Source organism: Streptococcus parasanguinis CC87K, assembly GCF_000507765.1.
Taxonomy (GTDB): domain Bacteria; phylum Bacillota; class Bacilli; order Lactobacillales; family Streptococcaceae; genus Streptococcus; species Streptococcus parasanguinis_J.
The window spans coordinates 744,097-756,956 of sequence record NZ_KI669401.1; the positions used below are offsets into that span (position 1 = coordinate 744,097).

Genomic DNA, 12,860 nt, shown 5'->3' on the forward strand with positions numbered 1-12,860 from the left:
AGAGGCTAGGACAAAAGTCCTAGCCTCTCATTTGTTTTTGGATTGTCGAGCAAGACGCAGTGGTTGAGTGGGCTCTACTACACTGATTTCATCATCTTTACAGCCCTACTCAACTGTGCGGAGGTGGGACGACGAAATTGAATTCTAACGAATGACCGATTTCTGTCCCACTCTCTTTTTTTATTCTCCGATCTCTTGGTAGAGGGTACGGATTTTTTTGCGGTAAATGGTATAGCTGATCCCAGCTCCGATTAGCAGGATGACACTATAAAGGATCACAGCCAGCAGGGTGCTGACGGAATGATAGGTCCAAATGAAGCTGACAATGATCAGGAGAAACATCACAAAGAGAAAGACAATCAAGAGGATAGACTGAAGAACTGCATTCCCACGATGACGGGTCATCAACTCTGTGATATTGGTCCAATTGGTGCTAAAGTTCTGAAAATCTTTGACATAGTCTCGGATGCAGATCGGAATGGTCGTTACAACCCAGATCAGTAACATGGCAAGGATAGCCAAGGGATGGACGCCAAAATAGAGACAAACGCCAACTAGAAGAATGACAGGAAGGATGGATTGCACCAGATAGAGCAACCAAAACTTCATAAAGAGATAGCGTTTGAAATCAACAGGGAGGGATCTCAAGTATTCAAAGTTTTCGCGCTCTAGCGAAATACCGATACTGGTCAAGCCTCCAAAACTATTGAAAACACCGATCAAGATGGCAACAAGGGTCAGTGGTACCAGATACTGGGGTGTCAAGTAAGGACTGAGGCCTCCTATATTTTTTGATGCTCCTGCTGCTCCACTGAGGAGGAAAATATATGGCAGAATACTCATCATCAATAGGACTTGCACCATAAGGGTTCCATCGCTCAAGAGTCTGCGATGATACTGAATGACAAACTGTCTAAAGGAGTCTTTCTGGCCCACATGGATGGCTTTCACGCGCTCTTTGACGGTTTGGTTGGTCGCAACCGCAAGGGCTGCATCATAGAATTGTGGGATCACGATTTTGCGAACCAGGCCGATCAAGACCAAAAGCACCGCTATCCAGCCCAGAAGGCCAAGGATCGCTCCACCATCAAAAGGATGGAGGATAAACTGATGAAAGGCTGTAAAAGGTGGAAATAGAATGGGAATATCCGCTCCACCCGACACCTCTACCCGATGGGTTTGGACTAGATTCAGATAGAGATAAGCTCCTAGGCTCAGAAGAGAACCAATTCCGACCATGATGTTGGAGACCAGGGTCGTGTGTTTTTTGAAAAAAAGGGTCTTAGTGATCAAATGAGCTAGTAAAATCGTCGCTAAAAAGAGAACGCCTAAGAGAATCACGGCACAAAAGAGGCCTAGCAGGATCCCTAACGGATTGAAGCCGCCTGCTTGGACAGGCAGGATCAAAAAATAGCTGATCAATGGAAGGATAGCCATGAGAAGGGTCAGGATGACCGAGATACTTTTTCCAGCAATGACTTCCGCATCTGAGAAAGCATAGGGCCGGTAAAACTGGAGGTCCTTGCTTTCATAAAAGACATTGTAAAAACTCATAAAGCCTTGGGAAATGGTCATCAAGGAAAAGAGGGCCACCATATTGACAAAGAAGGCTGGCTGATGGACAAAATCATAGATACTAAAGAGCAAGCCAAATATGAGGAAATAGACCAATCCTAAAAAGAGGTAGTTGAGCACCGATCTGCGGGCAACATTGAGTTTGACGTCCGGTTTTTTAGCCTGTTTGGCGCGTAATTTTGCGATCTGGGCCGGCTGACTAGCATAGATGATATTGACATTGACCAGCTGTTGGATGATCTTAAGACGCATGATCGCCACCTTCTTCCTTCCGCCCCGCTAGGCTGAGATAGATACTTTCCAGACTTTGTTCGGGATGTTGGCCCTTCAATTCCTCGATCGTCCCATAGAAGATGAGATTACCTTTTTTGAGAATGGCGATCTTATCACAGAGTTGTTCGGCCACTTCTAATACGTGGGTAGAGAAAATAACCGTCTTGCCGCGATCCGCATGTTGGCGCATCATTTGTTTTAAATCGTAAGAAGCCTGTGGATCCAAACCGGTCATGGGTTCGTCCAAGACCCAGATATCTGGATCCGACAAGAGGGCTGCAATGACAAAGACCTTCTGGCGCATCCCATGTGAAAAGGATTCAATCACTTCATAGCGGTGGCTCTGAAAATCAAAGATCGTAAGAAGCTCTTCCAAGCGTTGATCACAGTCTTTCTGACTCATATCATAAGAGGTCGCAACCAACTCCCAGAATTCATTGGCTGTGAGGCGCAAGAAAAGATCTGGTGAATCCGCTACATAACCGATCTTCTTTTTGATCGCCAGCCGATGGCTATAGAGGTCCTGACCATCCACTTCAATTGATCCAGTAGTTGGGGTGATGACACTGACCAGGCTCTTAATCGTCGTTGACTTTCCAGCTCCGTTGTGGCCAATCAAGCCGACAATTTGTCCATCTTCGATGGTCAGATCCAAGTGGTTGAGGGCAATGTGCCCATCGTAATCTTTGGTAACTCCGTGAAATGTAATCATGTTAACTCCCTAATGGATCCTCATTGGGACCGTTTTTTCTTATTCTGTTGATAAGCGATCATCGAAATGGTAGAGCAATTCTAGCAGATAGTTTGGAATGGTCTCTAAGAAGTCTTCTTTGTAGACCCGCTCTCCTCGCTTATGCAATTCTTTGCCCCAAGGGCCTAGATTGACCGCTGGAACCTGAATTTGGGCAATTTTTTCCAGATCCAGATCATAGACCTGGGCTGGTGTGGCTAGGCTATCCAAGACGACTTGATAAGAGGCCACATCCTTTTCCAAGGCACAATAACTGGTGTCGTTAATCCCCATAAAGTATTCTTCGACTTTTAAGAGGTAACCTCTTGTGTCCAGATACTCGCGGTAATCAGTGATGAGGGACACGATATTGAGATCGGTATTGTCCAAAAAGCGGCAGTTCATGGAAGGATAATAGGGGGGCGCAAAACCAATAACCACCATGGGATCCTTATCTCCGAGAAACTCTAGGAGTCGCTGGATTTGCTGGATTGCAAGGCTCTGGTAGCTGGTCCCATTACGAAAATCGTATTCCGCTTTTTGGTTAGAAGCTTTCCTAAAGGCTTGGTAACCTTCTATGGCTTGGCATCGTTCCTCTAGTTCTTGATAGGTGATGACTCTTGGCCTTGCAATCATATGGTCTTGGCCAGCCTGATCCTGCAAGTGCTCATACTTCTTGTAAAAGGCATCCAAGGCCTCCTGACTAAGCTCATAAATCCGCTGTAGGAGCTCTTGGGGTGTTTTCTTCAAATGCAGAACACTGAAATAACCAGCCGCATAGAGCACGGTCGATACATCGTACTGGTCCTTCAAATCTCTGAGATAGGACCAAGAAGGAAGGGGAGACGTTTCTCCCAGCGCCTGATCTGCCAGATCGGGATGAAGATCTAGCTGGCTTGCGATGGCCACTAAGAGTGACAAGGCATTGATCCCTTTAAGGGGCTCCTTCATATGGGACAAGACACCTTGTGCCACAACGACCGGCATGAGTTTGCCGACTGTGCCAATGTGAAGGACCTTTTCTTTTCCTACCTCTGATTCAAAGGGTTCTGAATCCACTGCTAATACATAATTCAGATCAAACTTCTCCTGCAAATCTGTGAGGAGGCCCAAAGCTCCACGCATCCCACGTGAATAGGATTCCTCATCTCCAACAGAGAGATAGAGCAGATTGACCTGACCTTCCACGGGATCTGCCGCATAGGCTTCCAGAACCCCCAATTGAAGGGCCAATGCTGCTTTCATATCGCAAGACCCTCTGCCAAATTTCCATTCCCCAGAAGCTAAATCTTCCTGCATATCAGGTCGACTGTCCAGTCTTTTCAAAGCTTCTGCTACTTTATCAGAATCGAGCGCGATCTCTGCCAAATTTCCATAGTCTTCTAGATCAACTGTATCATGGTGGTGGAAAAGGATAACTGTTTTTTTCTTTCCCTTATCAACCAGGGCCCAATTGACCGACCGATGCAAGTGATCCTGTGGCACCTGATAGCGCCCAAAATGGTCCGGGTGTTCCTTGAAATAGGGGATTTGTCCAATCCGTTGATCCAGGTAGGCTTCGATTCCTTGCTCGGTCTCAGTATTGGTGAAGCTTGGAATCGCCAAGGCTTCGGAAAAAATCGTTTCGATGCTCTCTCTATTGGTGGTTTTCACTTTCTCTCCATCCTTCTTTTCTACTATTCATCTTTGTGAGCTTTGCCAAGTGACAAAAGGCTGGTGAGCATGAGTCCTAGGAAGCCAAAGAGAGTCCAAGAGCTTGTTGCTTGACCTGTTTTTGGAAGGCTTGGTTGGCTTGTCACTTCTATCTTATCTTTATCAGCTCTTTGAGCCAATTCTTGTGCAGTTTCTTCTTTTTGTTCCTTACGGAAGTCCATCGGATCTCGACCGTGGCTTGGTTTTTGAGGAATTTCAGAAATAGCTGGATTGGTTGGCGTCATTGGATTACTTGGAACAATTGGTTTTTCCGCTTGATCTACTGGACTTGGGTCTTGTTCAGGATCTACTTTTGGTTGAATGGTTGCAATTGGCAAGATCCGATCTGCCAATGACGCATAGTCTGTATCTTTTTCACTTGGTTGATAACGGAACAAGAGAGATCGACTGTCTTCTACGATTGGAATCGTTGCAGAAATAGAATCTGTCTTGAAGGTCACTTCATAAGGATCTGCAAAATAGATGTAATCTGGATCATAGGTGTGCAAACTCAAAACCAGTCGATGGCCTTTTTTCACTGTATAGAGATTTGGTTGCAGATACATGGTGTAATCATGATATTCGTTTTCTTTCAGATCAATAGAATGACTAGAACTTGCTGAGTCATAGCGAGATGCTGGATTGGCCAGATTCATCCAACCACGCGCAATCACCACACTCTTAACCTTGTGGGTCTTGTAACGTTTGAGAGGCAAGGTTTCAAGGTTGCTACCATTCCAGTAGCCTGTCTCATCGATGGTTTCTTTTTCCAATGTGCGCGTGCTATAACCGTCTTTGTCATAGGTGATTTCTTCTTTGACCACATCAAAGTCTTCGTCTGAAACATCCATCAGGGTCGCACTGACATGGGCATGGTTTTTGTCTCCCTTGACAAAAGCAGCGCTAAAATGCACAGGAATATGGCCTTTGATGGTGACATCTTGGTCGACTGGTGCTGCATAGGAAGCTGCCACTTCGGAAGAATGGAAGGCTGCATCTTGGTTACGTGTAGTCCAGTTATTTCCTGTACCATAGTAATCGCCAGTTACTGTCACATCCTCCCGTTTAGAGTAGATTCGAGCGGAGATGGCATTGTTGGTATCCCATTTATCAAAACGACGCCATTTACTTGGATCTAGATTGTCCTGAGCTGTTACTTGTGGAAGGTTTTCAATCCCATTTTCAATACCGTAGAGGTAATGGCTATACCAGAGATTCATCAGGTCATTAAAGGCTTGGCCTGCGACTTCTGTCCCTGACCAACGAGTAGATGGATAGATGTGATTGCCCTGGTGGAGCAAGACCTTGGCATCGATCCCCGCCTTTTTATAGGCTTCTAACATGAGTTCAAAATGTTTGGGTTTGACATTGTCATCATTGAGCCCTTGGATAATGAGAGGGGCCGCTTTCAGATTGGCTGCATTGAGCGTGTAGTCGCGTTTAGCATATTCTTCGTTGTAATTATGACCATCCTTGTGTTGGAGCTCATTGAGCTTGGTGATATAGGCTACATAGTAATCCTTGATCTTGTCCCAATCTTCCTTATCAAGGATTCGGCCTGAGGTATAGACAGATAGCCAAGAAAGGTCATTGGAAGCTCCGGTATCAAGAGGAGATCCTTGGCTGTTGAAATGGTCATACCAACTGGCAATCCCTGCAGCTGGCACAATGGTCTTGAGGCCTTCCACACCAGTAGAAGCTACACCAAATGTTGTCGTACCTGCCCAAGACAAACCAGTCATAGCGACGTTTCCGTTGGACCAGTCTGCCTTGACTTCATGGTTGCTAGTCTTATCAGAGTAGGCTTTGCGTTTGCCATTGAGCCATTCAACGATATTTTTATAAGCAGCGACTTCAAGGTCAGAGCCAGTCGTATTGATCCCGTCTGATCCTTTTGAGCCCAAACCACTGCTGGTCACCACTGCATAACCACGAACTAAGAAATAATTGTACCAGTTGAGATTTTCGTAATCATAATGCGTATAATCTTCAGAACTTTCACGCGGATTAACGTAGTACCAATCCTTTGGATCAGTCGCTTTGGCTACTTCTTCTGTCGTAACAGTCTTGGTTGCTTGGCGTTTGGCAGGTTTTTCATAGAGCTTGGCCATCTCGAAGTTTCCACCTTCTTTGAGACCAATTCCCTCTAAGGTACGCTCTTCGGTTGTTCCTGTTACATAAGGGCTGGCTTCAAAGATGCTGGCTGCCTTATAGTCCCCATTGACAGCAGCTTTTGGCACCTGCACAAAGGTCTTGACCAAGTCAGGCTTGCCGTCTCCGTCCGTATCATAATCAGTTTCAACGTAAACAATATAGCGGACAATATCACTCTTGTCATAGGAGTAATGCTCCGGATCGTCTCCTGGCGTAAATGGGAAAATAGGTTGTGCTTTGCCATTCAAAAAGAGAGGTAACTTCTTGTCTGCGCGGTAAGCGGCACGGAGCTGTTTGGCTACATCAACCATCGAAGTGAGATTAGTAACTGGAGCAGATCCCTCCACTCCTTCCTTGACCATCCCTAGGCTCTTGGCAAAAGCTAATCGGTCTTTATCAGTAGATCCGACTTGATTTTCCTTGGTTGAAGCCCAGTTCAATAGTTGATTGACTGCCTCCGTCACAGTGACTTCTTTTTCACGATCCTGATCGGTTACAGTTGCACCCGTAATTTTAGCCAAGTCTCCTTTGGTTACTTTTGGAGTCGCGCTCACCTCTTGACTGCCAACGGTAGGCGTCGCAGGCGCAGGGCTTGGCTGATTGGTTAGAGTGGGCTCAACAGTTGGGGCGCTCACTACCGCTGGACTTGACGCAGGTTCTTCATGTGGCTCAGTTGTCGGAGCGGTTGGTGAAGTGGTTGGTCTGTTAGTTTCTGAAACCTCTTCCACTTTTTCAGGCTGTACGGTTCCTTTAGTGTCTCCTTGTGTTGAGGTCACTGTTTCAATAACTTCAGGACTTGCCGTAGAAGGAGTCACCGTCTCCTCAGTAGTTGTGCTACTTACTTGGTCTGCTTGCACATGCTGGGCGAGTACAGCAGGACTAATCAGTAAACCTGCAACGAGTAGAGAAACAAGAGTTGTTTTTTTCATAAAATGGTCTCCTTTCACCATTTTCAAAGTCAGTCCTAGCGGAGCCTGACTCTATTATGTTATATTCTCACTTCATTTCTTTCATGTATGCGATTTCTTTTCCAGAAAGGGCTTGATTCCAGCGCAAACGTTTGTCGCATCCAACTATTTTTGGTAAAATAGGGACATTCACATGAAAGAAGAAATAAAAATGGAAAATCAAACCTTAATGCAATATTTCGAGTGGTATTTGCCCTCTGATGGGAACCACTGGACGCGTCTTGCTGAAGATGCGCAACACTTAGCAGACTTGGGTATTCGTAAAGTCTGGATGCCGCCTGCTTTTAAAGCTACTTCTAACAATGACGTTGGGTACGGAGTCTATGACCTCTTTGATTTGGGCGAGTTCGACCAAAAAGGAACAGTTCGTACCAAATATGGCTTCAAAGACGATTATCTTCAAGCTATTCAAGCCCTCAAAGATGCTGGGATTCAACCAATGGCCGATGTCGTTCTCAACCATAAAGCTGCTGCTGATGGCTTAGAGGAATTCGAGGTCGTTGAGGTCGATCCTATGGATCGAAACAAGGTTCTCACTGAGCCCTTCACCATTCAAGGATGGACTAAATTCACCTTTGATGGCCGAAATGGCGCCTATAATGACTTCCACTGGCATTGGTACCACTTCACCGGTACGGACTACGATGCTTCACGTAATAAGAATGGGATCTACCAAATCCAAGGGGACAACAAAGGTTGGGCTCATGGAGATCTGGTAGACAATGAGAATGGAAACTACGATTACCTCATGTATGCCGATATCGATTTCAAACATCCCGAGGTTGTAGAGAATCTTGATCAGTGGGCTGACTGGTTTATCGAAACGACTGGTGTAGAAGGTTTCCGTCTGGATGCGGTCAAACACATCGACTCCTTCTTTATGAAGAATTTCATCCACAATATTACCCAAAAGTATGGTGAAGATTTCTACGTCTTTGCTGAATTTTGGAATGGCGACACAGAAACTAACGATGAGTACTTGGAAAGCATTGATTACCTGTATGACCTGGTCGATGTAGCCCTTCACCAAAATTTCTTCAGAGCAAGCCAAGAGGGTGAAAATTTCGACCTTCGAACTGTTTTTGATGGAACACTGGCGCTCAATCATCCTGAACAGGCCGTAACCTTTGTGGACAACCATGATACCCAGAGAGGGCAAGCCTTGGAATCTACCATTGAAGAATGGTTTAAGCCTGCAGCCTATGCCTTGATCTTACTTCGTGAAGCTGGTTTGCCTTGTGTCTTCTATGGAGACTACTACGGTATCGAGGGCAAATTTGCACAAGAAAGTTTCCAAGAGGTTCTTGATCGTCTCCTATGGGTTCGTAAAGATCTGGCCTACGGAGAGCAAACGGACTACTTCGATGATCCTAATTGCATCGGTTGGACACGCTCAGGTACAGAAGAATCAGCACCAATCGCCTGCTTGATTTCGAATAACCAAGCTGCTACAAAAGTCATGGAGATTGGCTCATCATACGCAGGACTCACCTACTATGATGTCCTAGAAAATTGTAGCGAAACTGTCCAAGTTCAAGAAGACGGTACTGCCGAATTCCCAGTGGCAGAACGCTCTGTCAGCGTCTGGGTAGCCCAAGATACAGAGGGCCAATAACCTTTATATGTAATTTTCTCCTAGGAGCTGCATGTTCCTAGGAGATTTTTCCTGTAAAAATTTTATAGGAAATACAGCTTCATTTTAGCACTATAAGAAAACGCTGTCAATGGGTATCGCGTCTATTTGACAGAAATAAAGAGCATCAAAAAAAGCTGGAAAAAATTATCCAGCCTTCGATGTTTGATAGAAATAACTGTATGACGCAGTGGTTGATTGGTATCTTTGTTCGCTTTTTAAGCTCCAAAGATGACCTAATCAACTGTGCGGGGGTGGGAAGACGAACTCTTTTTTACTAGTCGGAGTTCTTTCCCACTCCCTTCTTTTTAGCTCAATTCTGCAATGATTTCTTTCAATTGGGCTTTCGTATGAACTCCAGCCACTTGTTTGACAACTTGTCCATCTTTTTTAAATAGAAGAGTTGGGATCGACATGATACCGAATTGACGCGCTGTATTTGGATTTTCATCGACATCCATCTTACAGATTTTCAAATCATCTTCATGTACTTCTTCTGCCAACTGATCCAAGATTGGAGCTTGCATGCGGCATGGGCCACACCAAGTTGCCCAAAAGTCAATCAAGACAAGGCCTTGGCTGGTTTCTTGTTCAAAAGTTGCATCTGTGATTACGTGTGCCATATTTCCTCCTTTTTCAGTAGTGACTACTGATTCTGCATTTCTACTTTTATTTTACACTAAAAGATGCCATTTTAGAAATATTTGCTACGGGGACTCCTCAGGCATCTTCTCTCTTTTTGCGCCAAAAGATGAGGCTAGAAGCTGTTAGGCTGATCACCCCTAAGAGACCCAGAGCATGATCTTTGCTCCCTGTTTGAGGAAGCGTAGGATCTGCCTGTTCTCCTCCTACTGCAGAAGTCGCAACTTGAGGATCTTCTGCAAATCCTTGTGAAACAAATTGAGGTCCATAAGATACAGCTAGTTTAAGATGAGGGTCCTCTTGTCTTGCTGATCCTGTTTGCATCTGTTCTTCTTTTTCAGGAAGAGTTTGGCTTGGTTGGACAAAGTATTCTGGAGTTGGAAGCCTATATTCTTCCTTGTAGTGTACTTCTGGAGCGACTAGAGCAGCTCCTTCTATTTCTGGCAATTTCGCATAGTCAGTATCTGTTGCACTCGGTACATAGGCTGCCTTTTGGACGCGGGTCTTTTCGACAATTGGAATCGCAGCCTGGATAGAATCTGTCTTGAAGGTCACTTCATAGGGATGCTCCACCGTTAAATCAGACGGGTCATAGGTGTTGAAAACAAGCGCTAACTTGTGACCTTTCTTAACCGTATAGAGATTTGGTTGGAGATAAACGGTGTAATCGTGGTATTCTCCCACTTTTGGCTCGATGCTAGCTCGTGAGCTTGCTGAATCGTAGCCAGACTTAGGATTCGCAAGGTTGATCCAGCCTTTTGCGATCACCTTGTACTTGGTCTTGATGGTTTCGTATTCGGCAACAGATAGGTTGCTTAAATTGCTTCCCATCCAGAAAGCGTCTGCTGTTTTATCTTGCTTGACGCTACCATTTCCCACCACGTCAAAGTCCTCATCTGCCACATCTACCAAAAGAGCGTTGATTTGGAAATTCTTTCCTTGACCTTTGGCAAGAGCTGCCTTGAAATGAACGGGGATGTGGCCCTTGATCGTAGTGTCCTCAGTAACATCAGAAACAAAGGTCAGATTGGCCTTAGAGGAGGCTTTGCTGACTGTTTCATTACGGTTAGCGATCTCCACACCAGCAGCCGCATAATCACTAGAAATGGTTTCTTCTAGCCGTTTCGAGCTTGCATTCAAGAAGAGACGTTGACTGCTCTTCCAGTTATCATAGCTGGTCCACTTGCTTGGATCATAGTTGTTTTGAGCTAGGACCGCTGGCAAGCTTTCGACGTGATTGTCCACTCCATAGAGGTAATGGGTCAGCCAGGTATTGAGCAGGTCATAAAAGTCCTGACCATTGGCAGTGATGCCGTATCCCCGTGACATAGCCGCTGGATAGACGTGATCTCCTTGGTGGAGATAGAGCTTGACATCTTGTCCTGCTTTCTTGAGGGCATCGTACATGAGTTCAAAGTGTTTGGTCTTAACATTGTCATCATTCAAGCCATGGACGATCAGGGCGCTGGTCTTAAGATTTTCTGGATGAAGGGTATAATCCCGCTCCTTCCAGACATCACTGTAGTTGCGATCATGGGCGTACTGATCCTTGTTCAATTGGTTGATGTAGTTGGAATAATTTTGCCAAATCCCTGCCCAATCATCTTGGTCCAGCATCCGTGTGCTAACGTAGAGGGAGAGCCATGAAAGGTCACTATAAGGTGCATTACCAAACTGGGTACCTTGGCTATTGAAATAATCATACCAAGAGGCAATCCCTGCTGCTGGAACGATGGTCTTTAGGCCTTCTACGCCTGTCGCTGCTACACCAAAGGTCGTGGTTCCAGCCCAGGAGAGACCGGTCATTGCGACATTGCCCGTTGCCCAGTCTGCCTTGATTTCGACATTGCTAGTCTTATCGGTGTAGGCCTTGCGTTTGCCATTGACCCATTCGATGATATTCTTAAAGGCATTGATTTCGAGATCAGAGCCCGTCGTGTTAAATCCTTCTGATCCCTTGGTACCAAGTCCAGCGCTGGAGATAAAGGCATAGCCCCTGACCAAGAAATAGTCGTACCAGTTCAGATCTTCGTAGTCATAGATATACTCGTAGGGACTGTAGTAATACCAATCCGATGCCTTGGCTTTTTTGGCTGCTTCTACTGTTGTTTCACTGCTTACTGGCTGTCTCTTTGCGGGTTGGCTGTGCAGTTTCTTCATATCGTAGCTACCATCCGTTGGAAGCCCCAAACTTTCGAGGGTCACGTAGTTTTCATCGAGCGTCCCCGCTACGTAAGGGCGCGCTTCGAGAATGGCGGCTGCCTTAAAATCGCCTTGCGCGACTGCTTTTGGTAGTTGAACAATGGCTTTGACCAAGTCAGGCTTGCCATCTGCATCAGTATCGTAGTCCGTTTCGACATAGACTGGGAAGCGCACAATTTGGCTGTCCTCATATTTGTAGTCTTGGTCTTCTTTTTCTCCCGTCGTATAAGGGAAAATAGGCTGGGCACGACCATTTAAAAAGAGCGGACGTTTCTTTTCAGCCCGGTAGGCATCGTAGAGTTTCTTAGCTGTTTCATACATCTTGGCCAATTCTGGCTGACTAACCTTACGGCTTAGATCTTCTGACTTTTCAATCAAGCCTAAACTCTTGGCAAAGCGTTCGCGATCTGCTTGGCTTTGGCCCAATTGGCTAGGATCTGTTGCTGCCCATTGAAGCAAGCCATTAACAGCATCTTGGACCGTCAACTCTTTAGAGGCCTGATCCGCTGCAAGGGTGCTACCTGTGACCTTTGCCAAATCCTGACTTGTTGCCGGAGCTTCTGAAGTAGGAGCGGATTGAGGTCCAGCTTCCCTGTTTGTTGTTGCTGGAGTTGCTACTGGGACCGTAGGCTCACTTTGTGCTACACTGTCTTCTCTTGCGTGGGCCGCTTGATTGGCAACTGCCGTCCGATCCAGCGATCCCTCACTCGAGCTTGCTCCTTCTTCACTAGTGGCAGTACTGGTGTCACTTGCTGTCGGTATTGCTTCAGTAGATGGAGCATGGACCACTTCTGTCGATGGGGCTAACTCTTCCGTTTGCTCGTCTGCTGCTGCTACTTGATGCAAGACCATCGGCGCGATCAGTAAGCTCGATGCGACAATGGAAACCATTGTTTTCTTTTTCATGTCAATCTCCTCACTTTTTGTAATCAACACTCCTATTATACTATGTAAGCGTTTTTAGATCAAATAGATATTCAAATAATCCCAC

7 protein-coding genes are annotated in these 12,860 nt (G+C 45.8%); 1 reads left to right on the forward strand and 6 read right to left on the reverse strand.

What is annotated here, in order from left to right; genetic code table 11:
* Positions 1-180 precede the first annotated feature (180 nt).
* From HMPREF1195_RS03720 to HMPREF1195_RS03735, 4 genes are read right to left on the reverse strand one after another with little or no spacing between them, the layout of a single operon-like run.
* Positions 181-1,827 carry a hypothetical protein gene (locus tag HMPREF1195_RS03720; RefSeq protein WP_023918402.1) on the reverse strand — a complete coding sequence of 549 codons (1,647 nt, stop codon included), beginning with the start codon at positions 1,825-1,827 and terminating at the stop codon, positions 181-183.
* On the reverse strand, positions 1,817-2,560 hold the full coding sequence (locus tag HMPREF1195_RS03725; RefSeq protein ID WP_014713507.1) for an ABC transporter ATP-binding protein: 744 nt from the start codon (positions 2,558-2,560) through the stop codon (positions 1,817-1,819). The genes HMPREF1195_RS03720 and HMPREF1195_RS03725 overlap by 11 nt, the downstream gene beginning before the upstream one ends.
* A gap of 39 nt (positions 2,561-2,599) precedes the next feature.
* Positions 2,600-4,231 carry a M20/M25/M40 family metallo-hydrolase gene (locus tag HMPREF1195_RS03730; RefSeq protein ID WP_023918404.1) on the reverse strand — a complete coding sequence of 544 codons (1,632 nt, stop codon included), beginning with the start codon at positions 4,229-4,231 and terminating at the stop codon, positions 2,600-2,602.
* Positions 4,232-4,254: 23 nt separating this feature from the next.
* The gene (locus HMPREF1195_RS03735) at positions 4,255-7,353 is read right to left on the reverse strand and encodes a CocE/NonD family hydrolase (RefSeq protein WP_023918406.1); all 3,099 of its coding nucleotides are present in this window, start codon (positions 7,351-7,353) and stop codon (positions 4,255-4,257) included.
* Positions 7,354-7,525: 172 nt separating this feature from the next.
* Here HMPREF1195_RS03735 and HMPREF1195_RS03740 point away from each other — a divergent pair, with 172 nt between their 5' ends.
* Positions 7,526-9,007 (forward strand): alpha-amylase, encoded by a 1,482-nt coding sequence (locus HMPREF1195_RS03740; RefSeq protein WP_023918408.1) that lies wholly within the window; start codon positions 7,526-7,528, stop codon positions 9,005-9,007.
* A gap of 326 nt (positions 9,008-9,333) precedes the next feature.
* Here HMPREF1195_RS03740 and trxA read toward each other — a convergent pair whose 3' ends face one another.
* Positions 9,334-9,648 (reverse strand): thioredoxin, encoded by a 315-nt coding sequence (gene trxA / locus HMPREF1195_RS03745; RefSeq protein ID WP_003002728.1) that lies wholly within the window; start codon positions 9,646-9,648, stop codon positions 9,334-9,336.
* A 97-nt stretch (positions 9,649-9,745) separates the two neighbouring features.
* Positions 9,746-12,775, reverse strand: a complete 3,030-nt coding sequence (locus HMPREF1195_RS03750) for a CocE/NonD family hydrolase (RefSeq protein ID WP_023918410.1) — start codon at positions 12,773-12,775, stop codon at positions 9,746-9,748.
* Between the last annotated feature and the right edge of the window lie 85 nt (positions 12,776-12,860).